We start from the raw sequence: 23,010 nt of genomic DNA on the forward strand, positions 1-23,010 counted from the left end.
TGCGGCGGACCGCCTACGCCTCGATGCCGAGCCGCTTGGCCAGGCGGCCGAGTGCCTTGCTCGTGGCTGCAGCGTCGACGTGCACGTACGCCTGGACCACCTTGGACTGCCCCAGGATCGCGGCGACGACCCGCGGGTCGGTGCCCTCGTCGATGAGGATGGACGCCGCGGTGTGCCTCGTCTCGTGCAGGTGCCAAGGCCGTCCTGCTGGGTGGGCGACGCCGGCGGCTCGCTGGATCGCGTGCCACTCGCGGCGGTCGTGGTGGTCCCGAATCGGCTCACCACTGGCGTCGGTCCACACCAGTCCGTAGCGGTTGGGCGTAGCGGTCTCCCGGTAGGCCTCGAAACTCGCCCCAAGGAAGGGCAGCAACGGCAGCGTGACGTTCCGGTTCTTCGTTTTGGGCTCGACTAGCCACATGGTCCCGGTCAGGTGTCGGGTGCGCAGCCAGGTCGGGAGGGTGGCGTCCTTGGCGAACTGCTCGAGCTGCCACTCGATGGTGAACGAGCCGGCGTCGAGGTCGATGGCCTCCCAAGTCAGCCCGAGCGCCTCGCCCTGCCGGACTCCGTACAGCATGCGGAACAGCCATCGTGAGGTGTCCGGGCGGTCCGCGATCACGCGCAGGATGGCGAGCAGGTGAGCGGGCGGAATCTGGTCACGGTCGCTGGCTGCCGGCCGAGGGCGAGGGGCGTCGAAGATGCGATCGGGGACCGCATGACCTTCCAGGCGAGCATCGCGAAGCATCTTGACGAGCACGGCGTGGACGTTGAGGGCGGTCGAGCTCGACCGGCCGGCGTTGGTGACGGCGTCGGCCAGGCGGCGCAGGTCTGCGGGGGTGAGGTCGGCCAGGCGGCGGTGGCCGATCGTCGGGACGATCCACCGGCGCACGACTCCGCGGTCGGTGACGTAGACGTTCGGCCGGACCGTCCGCTCGTGCTGGGGGAGCCAGGCGTCCGACCACGACTTCACCGTCGTGCGGGCCCCGGTGCCGGCTGTGGGGATGTTGCCGCTGGCGATGTCGCGCTGTAGCTGCTTGAGCTTGCGCGCTGCTTCGGCGCGAGTCTTGGCCGACACCTGGCGGCGGTCTCTACGGCCACGGGAGTCGAAGCCGACATCTACGCGCCCGACCCACAGTCCGTCGGAGGCGCGCTGGAACAGGCCCCCCGAACCTTGGGGTCGACGCTGGCGTGCGCGGGTGGTGCGCGTGCTGCTCATCGTCTCCTCCGATCATCCGCGCTGTACCCTACGGTGTACCCAAGCCCAGCCTATGTCGTGCATAGGCACCGCACGTAAACGGGCAGGTCAGGGGCGGTTTTGACGGTCGGCTAGATGGTACTCCACCCAGTCTTCCAAACTGGCTACGCGGGTTCGATTCCCGTCGCCCGCTCCGCGCGCCCGGCACTCGCGCGCCGTGCTCGCTCCGGCTCGACGTCCGGCCCCGTGTAGCCCCCTCCTCCCCACCGGTCACAGCGGCGGCCGGCCCATCATCGTCGCCCGGCGCGGCGAGACCCGAGACCACAGGACCCGCTGCACGACGAGCGTCGCCCACCCGGCCGCGGCCATGCCGACGAGGTTGACCGCGAGCTGCGCGCCCGCACTCCACACCTGGCCCCAGGCGCCGACCGCGGCCGCGACCGCGATGTTGCCCGCCGCCGGGACGGTGACCACCGAGATGAAGACCCCGGCCAGGCCGCGGGTGCGCCCGGACGTCAGGGACAGCACTCCCGCGGACCCGGCGATGACCGCCACGACGAGGCTCCAGTGGTCCGGATGCGCCACGAACGACGTCAGCGTCCGGCCGTGGGTCACCTCCTGCGCGCTGACCCAGCCGAGCGCCCGGGCCACCAGCGCAGCGGCCCAGGTCACGCCGATCCCGGCGGCGAAGCCTGCGAGGAGGGTGCGCACCGCCAGCCCGAACAGGTGCGCGCGCCGCAGGACGAGCGCCAGCCCCACCGCGGCGATCGGCCCGAACTCCGGCCCGAGCACCATCGCGCCGACGACGAGGACGAGGTTGTCCGCGGCGACCGCGACCCCGGCGATGAGGGTCGCGAGCACCATGAACGACAGGTAGACCCAGTTCAGCTCGGAGTCCTCGTAGGCGCGGTGGGTCACCTGGGTCCACACGACGGCGTCGGCCCCGGCGCCGGGGGCACGGCGCTCGGCCGCGTAGGCCTCGCGCGAGAGCCAGGTCGGGACCGGCGTCAGGCGGACCGTGCCCTCCTCGTGCACCCCGAGGTCGCGCAGCGCGTCGACCACGGCGTTGGCGCCCTCGCGGGCCACGTCGGCGGTGACGACGTCGCCCTCGGGGCTGAGCGAGGCACCGCGCAGGACGGCGAGGCCGGTGACGGCGGTCGCGCCGGTGAGGACCGCGAGCACGGGCTCGGTCAGGGCCGCGGGGACCGACACCCGAAGGGCGAGCACCCGGTCAGTCTGCCCCAGCCGGTCGGGGCGGCGGGTCTGCGCCACACGTGCGCGGCGGCTGACATGCTGACCCGGTGACGACGAGCGCGACCCGCCGCGAGGGCTGGAAGAAGTACCGCTTCCGCCACCCCGCCCAGGTGCTCGTCGCGGCCTTCGGCTCGGCGGTGCTCGTCGGCACCCTGCTGCTCCTCCTGCCGGTCTGCCGGGCGGGTGCGCACGGTGCGGACGCCCTGACCGCGCTGTTCACCGCGACCAGCGCGGTGTGCGTCACCGGCCTGACCGTCGTCGACACCGAGCACTACTGGAGCACCACGGGCCAGGCGGTCATCCTCGCGCTCGTCCAGGTCGGCGGCTTCGGGCTGATGACCCTGGCCTCCCTGCTCGCGCTGTTCGTCTCGCGCCGGCTCGGTCTGCGGACCCGGCTCAACGCGGCGGTCGAGACCAAGAGCGTCGGCCTCGGGGACGTCCGCACCGTCGTCCGCGGCGTCTTCGTCATCAGCCTCGTCGCCGAGTCGCTGACCGCCGCCGTGCTCACCGGCCGCCTCGTGGTCGAGGGGCAGCCGGTGCGCCACGCCCTGTGGCTCGGAGGCTTCCACGCGGTGTCGGCGTTCAACAACGCCGGCTTCTCCCTGTACAGCGACAGCCTGACCCGCTACCTCACCGACGGCTGGGTCCTGCTGCCGGTGAGCCTGGCCGTCATCGTCGGTGGGCTCGGGTTCCCGGTGGTCCTCGAGCTGAGCAAGCGGACCCGGCCGCGCCGCTGGAGCCTGCACACCAAGCTCACGCTGACGATGACGGCGATCCTCCTCGTCGGTGGGACGCTCTTCATGACGCTCAGCGAGTGGGACAACGCCGCGACGATCGGCACCCTCGACCCCCTGCAGAAGGTGCTCGCGGGGTTCTTCCACGCCGTCCAGCCACGGACCGCCGGGTTCAACGCCTGGGACTACGGGCAGGTCAGCCAGGAGACCCTGCTCGGCACGGTCCTGCTGATGTTCGTCGGCGGCGGCTCGGCGAGCACCGCGGGCGGGCTGAAGGTGACGACGTTCATCCTCCTCTTCTTCGTCATCGTCGCCGAGGTGCGCGGCGAGCCGCAGGTCACCGCCTTCGACCGCCGGGTGGAGCCGCGGGTCATCCGCCAGGCCCTCACCGTGGCGCTGCTCGGGATCGCGGCGGTCGTCGGCGCGACGATGCTGCTCACCGAGCTGACCGACTTCCCGATCCCCGAGGTGATGTTCGAGGCGACGTCGGCCTTCGCGACCGTCGGGCTGTCCACCGGGCTGACGCCGCACATGGGCGCCGCCGGCCAGCTCGTCCTCGTCTTCCTCATGTTCGTCGGCCGGCTCGGGCCGATCACCCTGGTGTCCGCGCTCGCCCTGCGCGAGCACGCACGCCGCTACTCCCTCCCGGAAGGGGCGCCGATCATTGGCTAAGAACATCGCGGACGTGGGCGGGGTCGCCGTGCTCGGGCTCGGGCGCTTCGGCAAGGCGCTCGCCCTCGAGCTCGAGCACGACGGCGTGGAGGTGCTCGGTATCGACCACGACGCCAAGCGGGTGCAGGACCTCGCGGGCCGCCTCACCCACGTCGTCCAGGCCGACACCACCGACGTCGAGGCGCTGCGGCAGCTGTCCGTCGGGGAGTTCCGCCGCGCGGTCATCGGCATCGGCAGCGACATCGAGGCGAGCGTCCTCACGGCGTTCGTCCTGCGCAGCCTCGGGGTACGCACCATCTGGGCCAAGGCGACCACGGAGTCGCAGGGCAAGATCCTCGAGCAGGTCGGCGTGCACCACGTCGTGCGCCCCGAGTTCGACATGGGCCGGCGGGTGGCGCACCTCGTGCGCGGGCGGATGATGGACTACATCGAGTTCGACGACGGCTACGCCATCGTCAAGACCACGCCCCCGGAGAGCATCCTCGGCAAGACCCTCGGGGAGGCGGGCGTGCGCTCGCGCTGGGGTGTGACGATCGTCGGCGTGAAGAACCGCGGCCAGGACTTCACCTACGCCGTGCCGGAGACCGTCGTCGAGGCCGGCGACGTCGTCATCGTCTCCGGCGACCGGGCCAAGGTCGAGCGCTTCTCCAACGAGGAGTAGCCGGGCACCCGGCGGATTCGGCCCGCTCGGGCCCGGCCGCTAGCATGGGACCTTGCGTCGTGTCCGGTGGCCGCTCCACGCGGACCGCGTGGCCGCCCGCCCACGACGCGAGACCGTGAACCCGACACCCCAGGTGGAGTCCCCGAAGTGAAGAGTGCCGTCGAGACCCTCAGCCCGACCCGGGTCAAGCTGACCGTCGAGGTCCCGTTCGAGGAGCTGAAGCCGCTGCTCGAGGACGCCTACCGCAGCATCGGCTCCCAGGTCCAGGTCCCCGGCTTCCGCCGCGGCAAGGTCCCCGCGCGGATCATCGACCAGCGGATCGGGCGCGGCGCCGTCGTCCAGGAGGCGGTCAACGAGGCGCTGCCGAAGTACTTCGCCGAGGCCGCCGAGGCCGAGGACGTGCGCGCCATCGGCCAGCCCGAGGTCGACGTCACCGCCGTGCCCCTCGAGGACGGCCAGGACCTCGAGTTCACCGTCGAGACCGACGTGCGGCCCACCCTCGAGCTGCCCGAGCTCACGGGCGTCGCGGTCTCCGTCGACGACGTCGCGGTCACCGACGAGGACGTCGAGGAGCGGCTTACCGCCCTGCGGGAGCGCTTCGGGACGCTCGTCGGGGTCGACCGGGCGGTCGAGGACGGCGACCACGTCTCCATCGACCTCTCCGCCGAGATCGACGGGGAGCAGATCGACGCCGTCGAGGGCGTCTCCTACGAGGTCGGCAGCGGCAACATGCTCCAGGGCATCGACGAGGCGCTTCTCGGCCTGTCGGCGGGCGAGACCGCGACCTTCACCGCCCCCCTGGCCGGCGGCGATCACGAGGGCCAGGAGGCCGAGTGCACCGTGACGGTGCAGTCGGTCAAGGTGCGCGAGCTGCCCGAGCTCGACGACGAGTTCGCCCAGCTGGCCTCGGAGTTCGACACCCTCGAGGAGCTGCGGGCCGACCTCGTGCGCCAGGCCGAGCAGGCCAAGAAGTACGAGCAGGGCATCCAGGCCCGCGACCGGCTGCTCGAGCAGCTGCTCGAGACCGTCGAGGTCCCGGTTCCCGACGGCATCGTCGAGGCCGAGGTGCACTCCCACCTCGAGGGCGAGAACCGGCTCGAGGACGACGAGCACCGCGCCGAGGTGGAGGAGTCCACCCGTAAGGCGCTGCGCGCGCAGTTCCTCCTCGACGCCCTCGCCGAGCAGCTCGAGGTGACCGTCGAGCAGCCCGAGCTCATCGAGTACCTCGTGATGAGTGCCCAGCAGTACGGCATGGACCCCAACCAGTTCGCCCAGGCCGTCGACCAGCAGGGCCAGGTGTCGGCGATGGTCCAGGAGGTCGCCCGGCGCAAGGCCCTCGCCGCCGTCCTCGACGACGCCGTCGTCACCGACGCCAGCGGCAACCCGGTCGACCTCGACGAGCTCGTGCCGGAGTCCGAGACCGCCGCAGCGGGCGAGGAGGGCACGGCCGAGGAGGCCGCCACCGGTGAGGAGCCGGCGGCCGCTGCCGAGGCGCAGGAGGGTGCGCAGGCCGAGGAGCCGGCCCAGGCCTGAGCCACCGCGGCCGGGACCGGCCACCGCTCGCCCGCCGGTCTCAGCCGGCAGGCGCCGGGCCGGTCGTCGAGCCGACGCGCAGCCGTACCGGGAAGGCCTCGTCGGCCACCGGCTCTCCGGCGAGGGCGCGGCGCACGAGCGCACCCATCGCCGCCCCCTTGGCCACGCCCGGCTGGAGGACCGTCGTCAGGGTGTGGTCCAGCCACGGCAGGTCCACACCGTCGAACCCGGTGACCGAGACGTCCTCGGGGACGCGCAGGTGCAGGGCGGCCGCCGCCCGGAGCACGCCCGCCGCGAGCAGGTCGGCCTGGCAGACGACCGCGGTGGGCCGGCGCCCGCTCGGGACGTCGAGGAGCAGCCGGCCCGCCTGCTCGCCGGCGCCGACGGTCAGGTCGGCGGCCTCGACGACCGGGGCGCGCTCCCCGGCGAGCTTCCGGAACCCGCGCAGCCGCCCCTCGGCGTCCGGGTAGTCCGCCCGCTCGGGGCCGCCGGGCGCCACCGGCGCGGTCGAGGCGCCGGGGGAGAGGGCCATCGTGACGTGGGCGAGACGGGTGTGGCCGAGCCCGATCACGTGCCGGGTCGTCAGCCCGATGGCCCCCTCCTCGTCGGTGCGGACGTGGACGACGCGCGGGTCGAGCGGCGACCCGCTCCCGACGAGGGGGACCCGCCGCGCCGCGAGATGGTCCACGACGGGGTTGTCGCGCACCCCGCACAGTGGCAGGACTGCGGCGTCGAGCGCCAGGGTCGCGAGCTGGTCGACGGCCCGGCCCGGGTGCTCGGCGGGCTGGGCGACGAGCAGCATCGAGCGGCCGGCGGCCTCGAGCTCCTCGGCGAGCCCGTCGAGCACGGCGAGGGCGAAGGGGTCGCGGAAGGCGAACCGCAGGGGGGACTCCACGACGACCGCGACCGTGCCGACCCGGCCCTGGCGCAGCGAGGACGCGAGCGGGTCGGGACCGGTGAAGGCGAGGTGGTCGGCGGCCTCCCGGACCCGCCGCGCGGTGGCCGGCGCCACCGGCCCCTTGCCGCTGAAGACGAGGGAGGCCGTGGAGGTCGACACGCCCGCGAGCGCGGCGACCTCGCGCAGGGTCGCCCGGTGCCCGGCCCCGCTCCGGCTCACCGGAGTCCGCTCCCGGAGTCGGGTTGACGAGCGCCGTCCATGACGACGACAATATCGAATCGGTTCGATCGAATCGATTCGACGACGACGACAAGGACCTCCGTGACGACCACCGTGCCCGCTCCGGGTCGCCCGCGCGAGCGGGTCGTGACCGCCCGGACCGCCGTCTTCGTCGTCTTCGCACTCGCCGGCGTCGTCTTCGCCTCGTGGGCCGCGCGGATCGCCGACACCAAGATCGCCCTCGGCCTGAGCGCGGGCGAGCTCGGGGTCACCCTGCTCGCGGCGAGTGCCGGCTCGGTCACCGGGCTCCCACTCGCGGGGCGGGTCGTCGACCGGGTCGGCGCCGCGCGGGCGGTGCTCGGGGGGATGGCCCTCGCGCTCACCGGCCTGCTCGCGACGGCGGTGGTCGTCGACGCCCAGGGCTCGCGCTACCTCGTCATGGTCGGTCTCTACCTCGTCGGCCTCGGTATCGGCGTGTGGGACGTCGCGATGAACCTCGAGGGTGCCGCGGTCGAGCGCGAGCTCGGCCGCTCGGTCATGCCCCACTTCCACGCCGCGTTCTCCGGCGGGACGGTGCTCTCGGCCCTCGCCGGGGCCGCCGCCTCCGCACTCGGCATCCCCCTCACCGCCCACTTCCTCGCCTCCGCGGTGCTCACCCTCGTGCTCGCGGCGTGGGCCCTGCCGCGCTTCCTGCCCCGGGCCCTGGTCGAGCGCGACGACGACGGGCAGGTGAGCGCCCCGCAGGCCGCGCCCTCGGCGTGGCTCGAGCCGCGCACCCTCCTGATCGGCGTCGTCGTCCTCGCCGCGGCGTTCACCGAGGGCACGGCCAACGACTGGCTCGCGGTGGCCTTCGTCGAGGGCCACGAGCTGCCGGCATGGGCGGGCGTGCTCGGCTTCGCGACCTTCCTCACGGCGATGACGGCCGGCCGGCTCGTCGGCACCGCGCTGCTCGACCGGCACGGCCGGGTCCCCGTGCTGCGGGTCAGCTTCGCGCTCGCCGTGCTCGGGGCGCTCGGCGTCGTCTTCGGCCCGGCCTGGCTGGCCTTCGTCGGCGCGGCGGTCTGGGGCGTCGGGGCCGCCCTCGGCTTCCCCGTCGGGATGAGCGCCTCGGCCGACGAGCCCGAGCGGGCCACGGCCCGGATGTCGGTGGTCGCGACCATCGGGTACGTCGCCTTCCTCGCCGGCCCCCCGCTGCTCGGGTTCCTCGGCGACCACGCCGGCGTCCTCCATGCGCTGCTCGTCGTCGGGGCACTGGCGCTGCTCGCCCTCGCCGTCGTGCCCGCGGTCCGGCATCCGCAGGACAGCGCCCCCTCGGCCTGAGGCGGGTTGTGCTCACGGCGAACACGAGCCCGGTCGTGGAGTGCCCCGCGGGGGCCGGGCGTTAGGGTCACTGACAGCGAACCACGACATGGCAACGAGGAGCATCCCGACGTGACCAGCAGCGAGATCGTCGCCGCGGGCGAGGGCCAGAAGGCCGGCCTCGACGACCACATCTACAACCGCCTCCTCAAGGAGCGGATCATCTTCCTCGGGTCCGACGTGCGCGACGACAACGCGAACGCGATCTGTGCGCAGATGCTGCTCCTCGCCGCCGAGGACCCGAGCAAGGACATCTGGCTGTACATCAACAGCCCGGGCGGCTCGGTCACCGCGGGGATGGCGATCTTCGACACCATGCAGTGGGTGCCCAACGACGTCGCGACGGTCGCGATGGGGATGGCCGCCTCGATGGGGCAGTTCCTCCTGTCCGCCGGCACCCCCGGCAAGCGCTACGCCACGCCCCACGCGCGGGTGATGATGCACCAGCCCTCCGGCGGCATCGGCGGCACGGCGTCCGACATCAAGATCCAGGCCGAGCAGCTGATCCACATCAAGCAGCAGATGGCCGAGCTCATCGCCGAGCACACGGGGCAGAGCGTCGAGCAGATCGAGGCCGACTCCGACCGCGACCGGTGGTTCACGGCGGCCGAGGCGCAGCAGTACGGCTTCGTCGACCACGTGATCACCAAGGCCGACATGGCCGGGCGGCACGCCGACAACCCCGTGACCGCCGACTGACCGGCCGAGAGACGCGAGAGAGAGACATGAACGCTGACATCACCGGCCGGCTGCACCAGCCGGCCCCGAGCAGCCGCTACATCATGCCGCAGTTCGAGGAGCGCACCTCCTACGGCATGAAGCGGCTCGACCCGTACACCAAGCTCTTCGAGGACCGGATCATCTTCCTCGGGGTGCAGGTCGACGACGCGTCCGCCGACGACGTCATCGCCCAGCTCATCGTCCTGGAGTCCCAGGACCCCGACCGCGACATCCTCATGTACATCAACAGCCCCGGCGGCTCGTTCACCGCGATGACGGCCATCTACGACACGATGCAGTACGTCCGACCCGACGTGCAGACCTACTGCATCGGCCAGGCCGCCTCGGCCGCCGCCGTGCTGCTCGGGGCCGGTGCGCCCGGCAAGCGCTTCGCCCTGCCGAACGCGCGGGTGCTCATCCACCAGCCGGCGATCGAGGGCACCGGCGGCATGGCGTCCGACCTGGAGATCCACGCCAACGAGATCATCCGGATGCGTGAGTGGCTCGAGGAGACCATCGCCAAGCACAGCTCGCGCAGCGTCGAGGAGGTCCGCAAGGACATCGAGCGCGACAAGATCCTCTCCGCCGAGGGCGCCAAGGAGTACGGCCTCGTCGACGAGGTGCTCGCCTCCCGCAAGGCCAACGCCTGACGGTGACGGCCGCGCCTCGGGGCCGCCGCGCCCCCTGAGCCCACCCCTGCGGAAGACCTCTCCCGCTCCTGGCGACCTCGCCGTTCCCTGACGATCTCGCTCGACCCCGGTGCCCTAGCGGCAGGGGCGAGCGAGACGAGCGCGGGATGGCGAGGTCGGCATGGTTCGGAGAGGTCTTCCGGCTCCGCCTGGGCGGCGGGCCTGTGGATAACCCCGGCGGCGGAGAGGTCGTCGATGTGAGGCTGACGCCATGTCCAGCCCATCCCCGCCCCCGCCGTTCGACCCCGGCGCCCTGCGTCTCGGGTGCGACCTGCGTCGTTCCGGTGTCGAACCCTGCCGCGACCCTGCGTGGCATCACGTCAGCCACGGGGCCTGGCTGCCGGCGCAGCAGTGGGCCGAGCTGAGCCCGGAGCGTCGGCACGCCGCGCTGGTGTATGCCAGCGGGCTCCGTCAGCGTTCGCGGAGCCCCCGGACGTACGCGCTGACCTCCGCCGCAGCGATCTGGGGGCTGCCCCGCATCGAGGCCTGGCCCGAGCCGGTCACGGTCCTCGTCGCCGACCCCGCCGCGCGAGGCTCCCGGCTCGTGCGTCCACATCTGGGTGCGCCCGCCGAGGCGGTCGACGTCGAGGGCGTCCGGGTGACGAGCGTCGCCCGCACGGTCGCGGACCTGGCACGGACCGGGTCGCTGGTCACGGCGGTGGCGGCGGCCGACCACGCGCTGCGTCACCGGATGTGCTCGGCGGACGAGCTGGCGGCCGAGGTCGCGGCCATCCCCAGAAGCTCGCCCGGCCGACGGATGGCCGCTCTGGTCCGCGACCTGGCCGACGCGCGGAGCATGTCACCGGGGGAGAGCCTCTCGAGGGCGCAGATGTACCTGCTCAACGTGCCCCGGCCCGAGCTGCAGCGCAGTCGACGCGACGCCCTCGGCCTCATCGGCGTGGTCGACTTCGACTGGGGGAGCGCGGTGGGCGAGTTCGACGGCCAGGTCAAGTACCGGGTCCAGCCCGGCGCCGACCCGCAGGAGGCCGGCGAGGTCGTCTGGCGCGAGAAGAAGCGCGAGGACCGGCTCCGTCGCCAGGCCGAGGTCGGCCGCTGGGTGTGGGCCGAGGCACGTGACCGCAACGCCCTCGCGACGGTGCTCGCGGGCATCGGGATCCGCTCGCTGCCGCGCAACACATGGTTCGACCTGGGGGCGCGCCGCGCGGGCTGACCGGGGCCCCGGACGACCTCTCCGGCTCCTGTTCTTCTCGCTGCACCATGGCGATCTCGCGCAACCCTGGCGTCATGACGGCATGGCTGGGCGAGATCGCCTCGGGGCTGCGAGACAGGCATGGATGGGAGAGGTCGTCCGGTGGGTGGGGTGGGGCGGGCGGGGTTGCGCTGACAGCGAACCGGGGCGACGCGCCGCGCGCGCGGGCGGTTCAATGGGTGCGGCAGGACCCCTCGGCAGGTACCGTCGGGGTCGTTGCCCAAGCCGAGGGAAGGACGCATCCGTGGCGCGCGTCGGAGAGACCAGCGACCTGCTGAAGTGCTCCTTCTGCGGCAAGTCGCAGAAGCAGGTCAAGAAGCTCATCGCCGGTCCCGGCGTGTACATCTGCGACGAGTGCATCGACCTGTGCAACGAGATCATCGAGGAAGAGCTGGCCGAGTCCGGTGAGCTGGGGCTCGACGAGCTGCCCAAGCCGCGCGAGATCTTCGACTTCCTCGAGAACTACGTCGTCGGCCAGGACGTCGCCAAGAAGGCGCTCGCCGTCGCCGTGTACAACCACTACAAGCGCATCCAGGCCGGAGAGGCCGGCGCGAAGAAGGACGCCGAGCACGTCGACATCGCCAAGTCGAACATCCTGCTCATCGGGCCCACCGGCTGCGGCAAGACCTACCTCGCGCAGACCCTGGCGAAGATGCTCAACGTCCCGTTCGCCATCGCCGACGCGACCGCCCTGACCGAAGCCGGCTACGTCGGGGAGGACGTCGAGAACATCCTCCTCAAGCTCATCCAGGCGGCCGACTACGACGTCAAGAAGGCCGAGACGGGCATCATCTACATCGACGAGGTCGACAAGATCGCCCGCAAGTCCGAGAACCCGAGCATCACCCGCGACGTCTCCGGCGAGGGCGTCCAGCAGGCCCTGCTGAAGATCCTCGAGGGCACGACCGCCTCGGTCCCCCCGCAGGGCGGGCGCAAGCACCCCCACCAGGAGTTCATCCAGATCGACACGACGAACGTGCTGTTCATCGTCGGCGGGGCGTTCGCCGGGCTGGAGAAGCTCATCGAGTCGCGCAACGGCCAGAAGGGCCTCGGCTTCGGCTCCGAGCTGCACACCCCCAAGGACCTCGCCGAGAGCATCGGCGAGGTCATGCCCGAGGACCTGATGAAGTTCGGGCTCATCCCGGAGTTCATCGGCCGCCTCCCGGTCATCACGACGGTCTCGCCGCTCGACGTGCCGGCGCTCGTGCGCATCCTCACCGAGCCCCGCAACGCCCTCGTCAAGCAGTACCGCAAGATGTTCGAGATCGACGGGGTCTCCCTCGAGTTCAGCGACGACGCCATCGAGGCGGTCGCCGAGCAGGCCCTGGCCCGGGGGACCGGCGCCCGTGGGCTGCGCGCCATCATGGAGGAAGTCCTCCTGCCGGTGATGTTCGACGTCCCGAGCGACGAGGAGATCGCCAAGGTCCTCGTCACCCGCGAGGTCGTCCTGGAGAACGTCAACCCGACGATCGTCCGGCACGACACAGAGGGTGGCGGCAAGCGCACCCAGCGCAAGCGCTCGGCCTGACCGGCGCGGGGAGTCCGCCCGTGGCCACCCCCTTCCGGCTCCGCGCCGGCGACACCGGCCCGGTCCAGCAGTCGCCGGTCACCTGCGGGTCGGCCTGCCTCACCGTCGCCCGGATGCTCGTCGACCCGGTGTTCGCCTCGTGGGTGCGCACCGGTGAGCCCCACCCGCCCGGGGCCCCGGAGGGCGCCACCGAAGGGGAGCGGTTCGCCGCGTACGAGCGGGTGGTCATGCGCCGCACCAACGGGCTGCTCGCCGGCGGCCGCCGGCCGAACCTGCCGTGGCCGCGGGCCCTCGGCACCCCGCCGTGGGGTGCGATGCGCGAGCTGGAGCTCGGCGCCTCCCGGCTCGGGACGCAGTACACCCTCGACGTCCTGCGGTTCGCCGACGAGGCCGGGCTGCTCGCGCGCTTCGACACCCTCCTCGAGGTCGTCGCCGACGGCGAGCCGGCCCTGCTCTACATCGGCAGCGCCCGACTGCCCCGGCACGTCGTGCTCGTCCTGCCGGGCGACGGGGACCGGATGCTCGACGTCTACGACCCGGCGACCGGGCGGGTGGACCACCTGCGCCGCGACACCGTCGTCCAGCGGCGGGTCGGGCTCTCCGGCTGGGACGTGCCCTGGGTCGCCGTCCGGCCGACCGGGCTGCGCCGGGTCGAGGCCCGCCAGACCGCACCGAGCCTCGGCGCCGCGCCCGCCTGACGCGCCTCAGCGAGCGGGCTTGGCGACCGGGACCAGCTCGAGGTCGCGCGCGGCGACCTCGGCGCCGTCGGCCCCTTCGGCGTACTCGAGCCGGCCGGTGAGCCGGCCCGCGGCACGCAGGTCGGCCTCCGCGGCGCGGACGAGGTCGAGGACCCGCGCCGGCGCGACGAGGGTGGCCGTCGGGACCTCGGCCCGCATGCCGACCTTGGCCTCCGACTTGGCCTTGCGGACCACCGCGAGCGCCGCGCCGACCGCCTCGAGCAGCGCCGGGTCACCGCCGTCGGGCAGCTCCTGCACGCTCGGCCACGAGGCCCGGTGCACCGACCCCTCGTGGGTCCAGCTCCAGACCTCCTCGGTGACGTACGGCAGGACGGGGGCGAGCAGGCGCAGGACGACGTCGAGCGCGAGCCGCAGGGTGGCCCGGGCCGAGGCCGCGGCGGCCTCGCCGCGGGAGCCGTAGGCCCGGTCCTTGACGAGCTCGAGGTAGTCGTCGCAGAAGGTCCAGAAGAAGGTCTCGGTGGCCTCGAGGCTGCGGGTGTAGTCCCAGGCCTCGAACCCGGCCGTGGCCCGCTCGACGACCTCGCGGAGCACCGCGAGGACCGACCGGTCGAGCGGGTCGGTGACCTGCGCGGCCAGGTCGCCCTCGACGTCCCCGAAGGACAGCGCGAACTTCGAGGCGTTGAGCACCTTGATGGCCAGCCGACGGCCGACCTTCATCTGGCCGACGTCGTAGGCGGCGTCGGTGCCGAGCCGCCCGCTGGCGGCCCAGTAGCGCACCGCGTCGGCGCTGTGCTCGCGCACGACGTCCTCGGGCGTGACGACGTTGCCCTTGGACTTGCTCATCTTCTTGCGGTCGGGGTCGAGGATCCAGCCGGAGATGGCGGCGTTCGTCCACGGGACGGTGCCGTGCTCGTGGAAGGCCCGCACGACGGTGGCGAACAGCCAGGTACGGATGATGTCGTGGGCCTGCGGGCGCAGGTCCATCGGGAAGACCTTGGCGAACAGCGGGTCCGGCTCACCGGAGCCCGCGCCGCGCCAGCCCCCGGCGATCTGCGGGGTCAGCGACGAGGTGGCCCAGGTGTCGAGGACGTCGGGGTCGCCGACGAAGCCGCCGGGCACGCCGCGCTGGTCGTCGGTGTAGCCGGGCGGGGCCTGCGCGGCCGGGTCGACCGGCAGGTCGGACTCGGCGGGCAGGATCGGGTGGTCGTGGTCGGGCTCGCCGTCGGCGTCCAGCGGGTACCAGACCGGGATCGGCACGCCGAAGAACCGCTGGCGGGAGACGAGCCAGTCGCCGTTGAGGCCCTCGACCCAGTTGGTGTACCGGGAGCGCATGAACGCGGGGTGGAACTCGATCTCGCGACCCTGGGCGACGAGCCGCGCGTTGAGCTCACGCTCGCGCCCGCCGTTGCGGATGTACCACTGGCGGGTGGTGACGATCTCGAGGGGCTTCTCGCCGCGCTCGTAGAAGTTGGCTTTGCGCTGGGTCGGTGTCGGCTCGCCGTCGAGGTCGCCGGACTCGCGCAGCGCCTCGACGAGCGCCGTGCGGGCCGAGAACGCGGTCTTGCCCCCGAGCCGCTCGGCGTAGAGGGCGGCCCCGGGCGAGGACGCCAGCCATGGCGGCACCTCGCTCTGCAGCCGTCCGGTGCGGGTGACGACCGAGCGGGTGGGCAGCCGCAGCTCCCGCCACCACAGGACGTCGGTGAGGTCGCCGAAGGTGCAGCACATGGCGATGCCGGCGCCCTTGTCCATCTCCGCCGACGGGTGCGCGAGGACGGGGACCTCGACGTCGAACAGCGGGGTGCGCACGCTCGACCCGATGAGCGCGTGGTAGCGCTCGTCGTCGGGGTGGGCGATGAGGGCGACGCAGGACGGGATGAGCTCCGGTCGCGTCGTCTCGATGTAGACCGGCCCGTCGGTGCCGTGGAACGCGACCCGGTGGTAGGCGCCCGGGTAGTCGCGGGCCTCGAGCTCGGCCTGGGCGACGGCGGTCTGGAACGTGACGTCCCACAGGCCCGGCGCCTCGGACTGGTAGGCCTCACCGCGGGCGACGTTGCGCAGGAAGGCCTGCTGCGAGGTGGCCCGGGAGTGGTCGTCGACGGTCCGGTAGCTGATGTCCCAGTCGAGGCTGAAGCCGAGCCGGCGGAAGAGGGACTCGAAGGCCTTCTCGTCCTCCACGGTCAGCTCGTCGCACAGCTCGATGAAGTTCTGGCGCGAGATCGGCATCTCGTCGGCGGCCTTGGTGCTCTTGGCGTTGCCCCTGAACGGCGGCTCGAAGCCCGGGTCGTAGGGGAGCGAGGCGTCGCCGCGGACGCCGTAGTAGTTCTGCACCCGCTTCTCGGTCGGCAGCCCGTTGTCGTCCCAGCCGATGGGGTAGAAGACCCGCAGGCCCCGCATCCGCTTGTAGCGGGCCATGCAGTCGGTGTGGGTGTAGCTGAAGACGTGGCCCATGTGCAGCGACCCGCTGGCCGTCGGCGGCGGGGTGTCGATGGAGAACACCTCGGCGCGCTCGCCGGCGAGGGCGGCCTCGCGGTCGAAGGCGTAGGTGCCCTGCTGCGCCCATACCGTGCCCCACTTCTCCTCGAGACCCTCCAGCGAGGGGCGCTCGGGAATGGCGGCGGCGCGCGGGGCGGGCGGGTGCTCGGTCATGGCGTGAATCCTCCCATCCGGGCGGCCGCCGGCTCCAACCGGCTCGAGGCCGGTGACCTAGGCTTCGGGCATGGAGCCGCTCTACCGGTCCGTCATCGGGGCCGCCCGCTTCGTGTTCGCCGCGCAGGGCACGAGGTTCACGATCCTCGGCCGGGAGAACGTCCCCCGCGAGGGCGGGGCGGTCATGGCGGTCAACCACACCTCCTACCTCGACTTCATGTACGCGGGCCTGCCGCCCCGGCGGCACGGGCGCTACGTGCGCTTCATGGCCAAGCAGTCGATCTTCCGGCACGGGGTGGCCGGCCCGCTGATGCGCGGGATGCGGCACATCCCCGTCGACCGCTCCGGTGGGGGCGAGGCCTTCCGGGCGGCCGTGGAGGCTCTGCGCGCCGGTGAGATCGTCGGCGTGTTCCCCGAGGCGACGATGTCGCGCTCCTTCGAGCTGCGCCCGTTCAAGGCGGGGGCGGTGACGATGGCCCAGGCCACCGGGGTGCCGGTGCTGCCGACGACGATCTGGGGTGGTCACCGGGTGTGGACCAAGGACCTGCCGAGCCGGCGCGGCTTGGCCCGGATCCCGGTGCACATCACCGTCGGCGCCCCCCTGTACGTGGCGCCCGAGGAGGACCCGCAGGCGGCGACCGCGCGCCTGCGGGCGGCGATGCAGACCCAGCTCGAGGCCCAGCAGGCCGCCTACCCGCCGCTGACCGGCGAGGACCGGCGGTGGCTGCCGGCGCGGCTCGGCGGGCTCGCGCCGACGCCCGAGGAGGCCCACGAGCGCGACGAGTCCGACATGCGCCGCACCCGCGACCGCTTCACCGGCTGAGCGCAGCCCGGACGCGCGCGCTCAGACGGCGCGGCCGAGGTGGGCGAGCGCCTGGCGCAGCAGGACGCCGTGGCCACGCTCCATCTCCGCCTGCACGCCGGGGTCGAGGGCCTGCTCGGGGGTCAGCCAGGTCAGGTCGAGGGCGTCGTTCTGGGGCGCGCAGTCGCCGGCGACCGGGACGACGTAGGCGAGCGAGACGGCGTGCTGGCGCGGGTCGTGGAACGGGGTGACCCCGGGGGTCGGGAAGTACTCGGCGACGGTGAACGGCTGGGGGGAGGCCGGTACCCGTGGCAGGGCCACCGGGCCGAGGTCCTTCTCGATGTGCCTGAGCAGCGCGTCGCGGACCCGCTCGTGGTGGAGCACCCGGCCCGAGACGAGCTCGCGGCACACCCGTCCCTCGCCGTCGAGGCGCAGGAGCACCCCGAGGGCGCTCACCTCGCCACGGTCGTCGACGCGCACCGGGACGGCGTCGACGTAGAGGATCGGCAGCCGCCCGCGGGCGGCGTCGAGCTCCTCCCGGCTCAGCCAGGCGGGGTCGCGGTCAAGCTCGAGGGGGCTCATCCCCCGATTGTGCCAAGGGCTGCAGCTCGCGTCCGCCCTGGCCCGCCGCGCACGTCGGGCTCGAGGCGGCCTCGAAGCGCACGGGGACGTCGAAGGCCGCGCGCCGGGCGGCCCGGCGCAGGGCGCCGAGGACCGGGCGGGCGGTGAGCGCGACGAGGACGGCGGTGGTCGCCGCACGGGTGAGGTCCCACCCGAGGCTCGTCGCGAGGCTGAACAGGAGGAACCGGTGGAGGTTCTCGGCGACGGGGGCACCGGGCAGGACGGAGAGCCCACCCCCGGATCCGGTCGAGAACGGCCAGAACGAGAGGTTGAGCAGGATGCCGTAGGCGAGCCCGGCCACCGCGCCGTACCCCGCCAGGAGGCCGACCTCGCGCCGGCCCCGGGCCCGGGGGAGGACCCCGGCGCCCCAGCCCACCCAGGCCGCGGCGAGCATCTGGAAGGGCAGCCACGGTCCGACCCCGCCGGTGACCAGTGCGGAGGCGAAGAGCGTCACCGCGCCCTGGACGAAGCCGAACCCCGGCCCGAAGACCCGCCCCCCGAGGACGAGGAGGAAGAAGACCGTCTCCAGGCCGGCGGTCCCGGCCCCCAGCGGGCGCAGGGCGGCACCCACCGCGGCGAGCACGCCGAGCATGGCCACCGCCTTGACGTCCATCCCGCCGTCGGCGATCTCGGCGAGGACGACCGCGAGCAGCAGCGGCAGGACGACGGCGAGGACGAGCGGGGCGTCGTCGCCGTGTGCCAGCCCGGAGGTGGGCGCGAGGAGCAGCGGCCAGCCGAAGGCGACGACCCCGGCCGCGCTGACGAGCGCGACGGCGAGGGCGGAGCGGTGCCCGAGCAGCACCGCGCGCGCGGGCCGGGCCCCGGCGGGGGCGCTCACCGCTCCTCCCCGTCCACGGCCGTGCGGACCTCGTCCACGGTGAGCCACGGCCCCGGGCGGAGGACCTTGGCGACCTGCGGCGCGAGCGTGGGGGAGGCGAGGACGACCTGGGCGGTCGGGCCCTCCGCCACGACCTCACCCGCCGCGAGGAGGACGACGCGGTCGGCGCACTCGGCGACGAACTCGACGTCGTGGGTGGCGACGAGGAGCGCGCGCCCGTCGTCGGCGAGCCCCTGCAGTGTGCTCGCCAGCGCCGCCTTGGCGACCGGGTCCAGCCCCCGGGTCGGCTCGTCGAGCAGGAGCACCGGCGGGTCGGCGGTCAGCTGGACGGCGAGGACGAGGGCGAGCTTCTGGCCCTCGGACAGGTCGCGCGGGTGACGGTCGGCCGGCACGTCCGGGGCCAGCCGGGCGAGCAGGCGCGCACAGGTCCCCGGCGGGGCTGCGCTCTCCCGGTCGGCCTGGGCGCACTCGCCGCCCACCGTGTCGAGGTAGAGCAGGTCGGCGGCGCTCTGCGGGACCAGGCCGACCCGCTCGCGGCGGCGGTCCGGCGGCAGCCCGGCAGGGTTGACCTCGCCGCCCTCGCGGGCCAGGACGCGCACCCGGCCGGCGGTGGGCGCGGTGCTCCCCTGGAGGGCCCACAGCAGGGAGGACTTGCCCGACCCGTTGCGCCCCATGAGCCCGGTCACCTCGCCGGCGCGCAGGTCGAGGTCGACGCCGGCGACGGCGAGGACCTCTCCCGGGTGCCGGACGACCAGCCCCCGTGCGCGCACCACGGGCTCCCGTCGCCCCGCCGCGGCGGCCCGCGGGGACACCGGGCTCGGGGACCGGCCGCGCAGCCCGGCGCGCAGGTCGGCGGCGGCCCGCCGGGCGTCGCGGACCGAGAGCGGCAGCGGCTGCCACCCGGCCCACCGGCCGAGCTCGACGACCGGGGAGGTCACCTCGCTCGTGGCCATCATCGCCGCCGGCTCCCCGGCGCTCACCGTCCCGTCGGGGGCCACGTGCACGACCCGGTCGGCGTGGTGGAGCACGCGCTCGACCCGGTGCTCGGCGAGGACGACGGTGACCGCGAGGTCGTGGACGAGCCGGGTGACCGTCGCGAGCACGTCCTCGGCCCCGACGGGGTCCAGCGCCGAGGTCGGCTCGTCGAGGAGGATGACCCGGGGGTGCGCCGTGAGGACCGAGCCGATGGCCACCCGCTGCTGCTGGCCGCCGGACAGCTCGCGCAGCGGGACGTCACGCAGCTCGGGGATGCCGAGGAGGTCGAGGGTCTCCTCGACCCGGGTGCGCATCGTGGCCGCCGACAGCCCGAGCTGCTCCATGCCGTAGGCGAGCTCCTCCTCGACGGTGTCGGTGACGAAGCCGGCGAGCGGGTCCTGCCCGACGACCCCAACGAGGTCGGCGAGGTCGCGCGGACGGTGCTCGCGGGTGTCGCGCCCGTGGACGAGCACCCGACCGCGCAGGGTCCCGCCGGTGAAGTGCGGTACCCGGCCGCACATCGCCCCGAGCAGGGTCGACTTGCCCGAGCCGGTCCGCCCGACGACGAGCGCGAGCTCGCCCTCCTCCACGCTGAGGTCGACCGATCGCAGGACGGGCCGGTCGGCGCCGGCGAGGGTGACCGAGACCGACTCCAGGACGACGGCGGGCTCATCCACGGGCACGCACCTCCCGGGCACCGCGCGGCGCGACCCGCGCGGCCGGGCGGGGCGGTGGCGGGGTGAGCAGCGCCGGCAGGGCGGCGACGAGGAGGCCCGCCACCCCGAGCACCGGCAGCGCCGGCGGGGCGAGCGGCGACAGCGGCAGGGACAGCGCGTCCGGGTCGACCCGCCCGACCACGGTGAGCGCCGCGGCGGCGACGACACCGGAGCCGAGCGTCAGCCACTCCGGCCCCCGCCACGGGTCTCGACGGTAGACCGAGGTGTGCACACGGCGCCCGCCGAGCCAGAGCCCGGCCCCACACAGCAGGAGCCCCGTGAGCAGCGCCGGCGTGCCGAGGAGCGCCGGCGTGGAGGCGTCGAGCACGCCGTAGAGCCCGACCGCGACGAGCAGCAGGCCGGTGAGCGTCGCGGCCGAGGCGGCGCGGCGGCCGGCCGGGCCGTCGGGCTCGGTGCGTCCGTAGCCCCGCGAGTCCATGGCCGCGGCGAGCAGGAGGGAGCGCTCGAGGGTGTCCTCGAGGACCGGCAGGGCCACCGCCGGGAGCGCCCGCAGCCCCCGGGCGCCGTCGCCGCGCAGCTGGCGCGCGCGCAGCACCCGCTGCACCGACTCGGCGAGCTGGGGAGCCACCGAGACCGAGACGACGACCGCGGCGCCGACCTCGTGGAGCGCGGCCGGGAGGCTGCGCAGGAGGCGTTTGGGGTTGGCGAGCGCGTTGGCCGCGCCGATGCACGCGATGACGACGGCGAGCCGCAGGCCGGTGACGGCTGCGGCGAGCAGCCCCTCGAGGCGGACGTCGCCGCCGAGCTCGACGCCGGCGGCCCAGGTCGGCAGCGAGACCCGGGGCAGGGGCAGCACGACGGTCCTGCCGGTCTTGACGCCGACGACGACGTGCAGGAGCACCCGGACGAGGACGACCGCCACACCGAGCCACAGGTAGAGCCGGAAGGCCCGGGCCCAGGGCGAGGACCCGCGGCGTGCGGCGACGACGAGGCCCGCGACCGCCAGGGCGAGCAGGAGCAGCAGGGGGTTGGTGCCCGCGCTCGCCGCGACGGCGAGGCCGACCGCCCACCCCCACCAGGCGGCGGGGTGGACGGCGCGGGGCACGTCGAGGTCCAGGCGTCCCATCCTCAGGCCCGCCGCCTGCGGACCGCCCACGCCGCGGCGGCGACGAGGACGACGAGGGCGCTCCCGGTGATCAGCGAGGTCGTGCTCCCCGGGGCCGAGGATGTCCCGGCCGCCGTGCTCCCGGCCGGTCCGTCACCGGAGCCCGCGGCTCGGTCCCGGCCGCCGGCGAGCACGTCGGCCACCGCGACCCGGGGTCGCTCCCCGGCGCCGTAGCGGACGCCGATGACGCTCCCGGCCGGTGGGTCGAAGGTGGCCACTCCCGTGTCGCTGTAGGTCCACTGCTCTCCCGCGGCGGCGTGGAAGAAGCCCCAGTAGGCGTCGGCGGGCGGCGTGCGGACACAGCCGGCCGAGGCCGGGACACCGTCGACACGGCACAGGAACCCGGGCTGGGTCTCGACCTGGACCACGCTCGCCACCGCCTCGAGTGCCTCCAGGGCCGAGGCCGGGTCGCCGGGCGCGCACCGGGTGGTGACGGCGCTCCCGGTGTCGACGACGACCGAGACGCCGGAGCTGCCCGCGCAGGCCGCGGCCGTCGCCGGCGCCGCGGTGACGAGCAGCCCGGCGCCGGCCAGCACTCCCGTCGCCACGGCACCGGCGGCGCGCCGCAGCCCGCCGCCCATCAGCGCTCGCCGCTCCGGCGCCTGGCCAGCCAGCCGCCGAGGACGGCGAGCAGGGCGAGCGCGACGCCGACCGCGACCCAGACCGGGAGCGCGGAGGAGCCCGAGCCGTCCGCGCCGTCCTCGTCGGCCTGCGCCGCCGGCGACGCCGAGGCTGCCGCCGTGCACGACGACGCGGGCGCGGCCCGCGAGGCGTCCTGGGCACTCACCGAGAGCAGGGAGCCACCCGCCAGCGCGAGCGTGGCCTGCGGGGTCGCCCGCAGGTCGGAGTCGGCCGGCTCGGTGCTCGAGCGCTCGGCGGCACTGTGCGCGACGGCTCCGACCAGTGCCTCGGGCGCCGAGCACCCGTAGCGCAGCCCGAGGAGGAAGGCGCGTCCGGCGTCGGCGGGCGAGGTGCGCCCGCCGGCGGTGAAGGCCTGCACCGCGACCGCGGTCGTGTTGGCGTTCGGGTCGCCGTCGGCAGCGGAGAGGCCACCGTCGGCGCCCTGGGCGTCCTCGAGGTGGTCCAGGGCGTCCTGCGCGGCGTCCGTGGCGCCGAGCGCGAGCAGCGCCTGGGCGGCGAAGGCCGTCGCGTCCGGGTCGCTCGCGCACCGCCGGCCCCCCGGCGTGGCCCGGAAGCCGCCGTCGGGGCACTGCTGGTCCAGGAGGAAGGCCCGCGCCGGGTCGTCGACCGGCCGCCCGGCGCGCTCGAGGGCGAGCAGGGCGAGCGACTGCCCGATGGTGTTGGAGTAGTCGCACTGCTTCTGTCCGCAGCCCGTGGACGGCAGGTCGGAGAAGCGCCCGGGGTCGACGGCGCCCTCGGTCGCCTCGAGGCGGGCCACGAGGTCGCTGCCCCCGACCGACCGCGGGTCGCCGCCGTGGGCCACGACCGTGAGCAGCGCCTTGGCGGTCGACCCGGCGTACGTCGTGTCCGGGCCGGCGCCGACGTAGTCGCCGAGGTGGGACTCCAGGAAGGCCATCGCCCGGTCGGCCTCGTCGCCGGCCGTGTGCGCCCCGTCGAGGGCGAGGACGGCGTCGAGGGTGTTGCCGCCGTCGAGGTAGCCGTCGGTGGAGAGCGTGCCGTCGGTGTCCGGGTAGACGTAGTGGTGCCCGTACTCGGTGAGGGTCCGGGCGACGAAGGCCGCGGCGTCCTGGGCGGCGACGTCCGGGGAGACGTCGGCGGCCGCGCCGGCGGGTGCGGAGGCCACGAGCAGCGCGAGCCCCGCGGTGAGGACGGTGGCGAGCCGGGGGAGCACCCGGCCGCGTGGGGGGATGGGGGACATGGGGCCTTCCTGAGCGGTCGGGACGAGCGCCCGAACCGCCGGAGCGAGAGCCCCGACCTCCCGGGCTCCGTCCCGCACT

20 protein-coding genes and 1 tRNA gene are annotated in these 23,010 nt (G+C 74.2%); 11 read left to right on the top strand and 10 right to left on the bottom strand.

What is annotated here, in order from left to right; translation table 11 throughout:
* Positions 1-13 precede the first annotated feature (13 nt).
* A complete protein-coding gene (locus G8D98_RS09925; RefSeq protein WP_166102405.1) occupies positions 14-1,213 on the bottom strand; it encodes a tyrosine-type recombinase/integrase in 1,200 nt (399 codons plus the stop codon).
* Between the two features lie 90 nt (positions 1,214-1,303).
* On the opposite strand from G8D98_RS09925, the gene G8D98_RS09930 reads away from it, so the two are divergent.
* Positions 1,304-1,388, top strand: a tRNA-Ser gene (locus G8D98_RS09930).
* A 74-nt stretch (positions 1,389-1,462) separates the two neighbouring features.
* Here the strand turns inward: G8D98_RS09930 and G8D98_RS09935 are convergent.
* Positions 1,463-2,419: a DUF389 domain-containing protein gene (locus tag G8D98_RS09935; RefSeq protein WP_166102406.1), complete on the bottom strand. Its 957-nt coding sequence runs from the start codon at positions 2,417-2,419 to the stop codon at positions 1,463-1,465.
* 74 nt (positions 2,420-2,493) lie between these two features.
* On the opposite strand from G8D98_RS09935, the gene G8D98_RS09940 reads away from it, so the two are divergent.
* From G8D98_RS09940 to tig, 3 genes are all read left to right on the top strand, one after another.
* Positions 2,494-3,852: a TrkH family potassium uptake protein gene (locus tag G8D98_RS09940; RefSeq protein ID WP_166102407.1), complete on the top strand. Its 1,359-nt coding sequence runs from the start codon at positions 2,494-2,496 to the stop codon at positions 3,850-3,852.
* A 13-nt stretch (positions 3,853-3,865) separates the two neighbouring features.
* On the top strand, positions 3,866-4,513 hold the full coding sequence (locus tag G8D98_RS09945; RefSeq protein WP_229661747.1) for a potassium channel family protein: 648 nt from the start codon (positions 3,866-3,868) through the stop codon (positions 4,511-4,513).
* Positions 4,514-4,660: 147 nt separating this feature from the next.
* Positions 4,661-6,046 (top strand): trigger factor, encoded by a 1,386-nt coding sequence (gene tig / locus G8D98_RS09950; RefSeq protein ID WP_166102409.1) that lies wholly within the window; start codon positions 4,661-4,663, stop codon positions 6,044-6,046.
* A gap of 40 nt (positions 6,047-6,086) precedes the next feature.
* Here tig and G8D98_RS09955 read toward each other — a convergent pair whose 3' ends face one another.
* Positions 6,087-7,163 carry a LacI family DNA-binding transcriptional regulator gene (locus tag G8D98_RS09955; RefSeq protein WP_166102410.1) on the bottom strand — a complete coding sequence of 359 codons (1,077 nt, stop codon included), beginning with the start codon at positions 7,161-7,163 and terminating at the stop codon, positions 6,087-6,089.
* A 102-nt stretch (positions 7,164-7,265) separates the two neighbouring features.
* Between G8D98_RS09955 and G8D98_RS09960 the strand changes: the two genes are divergently transcribed.
* The 6 genes from G8D98_RS09960 (at position 7,266) to G8D98_RS09985 (ending at position 13,367) form a co-directional block, all read left to right on the top strand.
* Complete coding sequence (locus G8D98_RS09960) at positions 7,266-8,483, top strand: MFS transporter (protein WP_229661746.1); 1,218 nt, start codon at positions 7,266-7,268, stop codon at positions 8,481-8,483.
* A gap of 111 nt (positions 8,484-8,594) precedes the next feature.
* The gene (locus G8D98_RS09965) at positions 8,595-9,221 is read left to right on the top strand and encodes an ATP-dependent Clp protease proteolytic subunit (protein ID WP_275944346.1); all 627 of its coding nucleotides are present in this window, start codon (positions 8,595-8,597) and stop codon (positions 9,219-9,221) included.
* Between the two features lie 26 nt (positions 9,222-9,247).
* On the top strand, positions 9,248-9,892 hold the full coding sequence (locus G8D98_RS09970) for an ATP-dependent Clp protease proteolytic subunit (RefSeq protein WP_166102412.1): 645 nt from the start codon (positions 9,248-9,250) through the stop codon (positions 9,890-9,892).
* Positions 9,893-10,142: 250 nt separating this feature from the next.
* Complete coding sequence (locus tag G8D98_RS09975) at positions 10,143-11,102, top strand: hypothetical protein (protein WP_166102413.1); 960 nt, start codon at positions 10,143-10,145, stop codon at positions 11,100-11,102.
* 283 nt (positions 11,103-11,385) lie between these two features.
* Positions 11,386-12,669, top strand: a complete 1,284-nt coding sequence (clpX, locus tag G8D98_RS09980) for an ATP-dependent Clp protease ATP-binding subunit ClpX (RefSeq protein ID WP_166102414.1) — start codon at positions 11,386-11,388, stop codon at positions 12,667-12,669.
* A 20-nt stretch (positions 12,670-12,689) separates the two neighbouring features.
* On the top strand, positions 12,690-13,367 hold the full coding sequence (locus G8D98_RS09985; protein ID WP_229661745.1) for a cysteine peptidase family C39 domain-containing protein: 678 nt from the start codon (positions 12,690-12,692) through the stop codon (positions 13,365-13,367).
* Between the two features lie 6 nt (positions 13,368-13,373).
* Here G8D98_RS09985 and valS read toward each other — a convergent pair whose 3' ends face one another.
* Positions 13,374-16,013, bottom strand: a complete 2,640-nt coding sequence (valS, locus tag G8D98_RS09990; protein ID WP_166102415.1) for a valine--tRNA ligase — start codon at positions 16,011-16,013, stop codon at positions 13,374-13,376.
* Positions 16,014-16,083: 70 nt separating this feature from the next.
* Between valS and G8D98_RS09995 the strand changes: the two genes are divergently transcribed.
* Entirely contained in the window at positions 16,084-16,836 is a 753-nt protein-coding gene (locus tag G8D98_RS09995) for a lysophospholipid acyltransferase family protein (protein WP_166102417.1), read from the top strand.
* A gap of 21 nt (positions 16,837-16,857) precedes the next feature.
* Here G8D98_RS09995 and G8D98_RS10000 read toward each other — a convergent pair whose 3' ends face one another.
* The 6 genes from G8D98_RS10000 to G8D98_RS10025 are packed head-to-tail and all read right to left on the bottom strand — an operon-like array spanning position 16,858 to position 22,931.
* Positions 16,858-17,397: an NUDIX hydrolase family protein gene (locus tag G8D98_RS10000; protein ID WP_166102419.1), complete on the bottom strand. Its 540-nt coding sequence runs from the start codon at positions 17,395-17,397 to the stop codon at positions 16,858-16,860.
* Complete coding sequence (locus G8D98_RS10005; RefSeq protein WP_166102420.1) at positions 17,378-18,274, bottom strand: ECF transporter S component; 897 nt, start codon at positions 18,272-18,274, stop codon at positions 17,378-17,380. The genes G8D98_RS10000 and G8D98_RS10005 overlap by 20 nt, the downstream gene beginning before the upstream one ends.
* Positions 18,271-19,926, bottom strand: coding sequence for an ABC transporter ATP-binding protein (locus G8D98_RS10010; RefSeq protein ID WP_205859756.1), 1,656 nt, complete (start codon positions 19,924-19,926; stop codon positions 18,271-18,273). Before G8D98_RS10010 ends, G8D98_RS10005 begins: the two co-directional genes overlap by 4 nt.
* Positions 19,919-21,052, bottom strand: coding sequence for a CbiQ family ECF transporter T component (locus G8D98_RS10015; RefSeq protein ID WP_229661744.1), 1,134 nt, complete (start codon positions 21,050-21,052; stop codon positions 19,919-19,921). Before G8D98_RS10015 ends, G8D98_RS10010 begins: the two co-directional genes overlap by 8 nt.
* Before the next feature lie 2 nt (positions 21,053-21,054).
* Positions 21,055-21,672 carry a hypothetical protein gene (locus tag G8D98_RS10020; RefSeq protein ID WP_187566772.1) on the bottom strand — a complete coding sequence of 206 codons (618 nt, stop codon included), beginning with the start codon at positions 21,670-21,672 and terminating at the stop codon, positions 21,055-21,057.
* Positions 21,672-22,931, bottom strand: a complete 1,260-nt coding sequence (locus G8D98_RS10025) for a prenyltransferase/squalene oxidase repeat-containing protein (RefSeq protein WP_166102422.1) — start codon at positions 22,929-22,931, stop codon at positions 21,672-21,674. The genes G8D98_RS10020 and G8D98_RS10025 overlap by 1 nt, the downstream gene beginning before the upstream one ends.
* Positions 22,932-23,010 lie beyond the last annotated feature (79 nt).

The sequence above is a fragment of the Phycicoccus endophyticus genome, from assembly GCF_011326735.1.
Lineage (GTDB): Bacteria > Actinomycetota > Actinomycetes > Actinomycetales > Dermatophilaceae > Phycicoccus > Phycicoccus endophyticus.

Bases quoted from the DNA above. Each gene is read 5' to 3' on its own strand.
- G8D98_RS09925 (WP_166102405.1), bottom strand. From the start codon at position 1,213: ATGAGCAGCACGCGCACCACCCGCGCACGCCAGCGTCGACCCCAAGGT.
- G8D98_RS09970 (WP_166102412.1), top strand. From the start codon at position 9,248: ATGAACGCTGACATCACCGGCCGGCTGCACCAGCCGGCCCCGAGCAGC.
- G8D98_RS09975 (WP_166102413.1), top strand. From the start codon at position 10,143: ATGTCCAGCCCATCCCCGCCCCCGCCGTTCGACCCCGGCGCCCTGCGT.
- valS (WP_166102415.1), bottom strand. From the start codon at position 16,013: ATGACCGAGCACCCGCCCGCCCCGCGCGCCGCCGCCATTCCCGAGCGC.
- G8D98_RS09995 (WP_166102417.1), top strand. From the start codon at position 16,084: ATGGAGCCGCTCTACCGGTCCGTCATCGGGGCCGCCCGCTTCGTGTTC.
- G8D98_RS10000 (WP_166102419.1), bottom strand. From the start codon at position 17,397: ATGAGCCCCCTCGAGCTTGACCGCGACCCCGCCTGGCTGAGCCGGGAG.
- G8D98_RS10015 (WP_229661744.1), bottom strand. From the start codon at position 21,052: ATGGGACGCCTGGACCTCGACGTGCCCCGCGCCGTCCACCCCGCCGCC.
- G8D98_RS10020 (WP_187566772.1), bottom strand. From the start codon at position 21,672: ATGGGCGGCGGGCTGCGGCGCGCCGCCGGTGCCGTGGCGACGGGAGTG.
- G8D98_RS10025 (WP_166102422.1), bottom strand. From the start codon at position 22,931: ATGTCCCCCATCCCCCCACGCGGCCGGGTGCTCCCCCGGCTCGCCACC.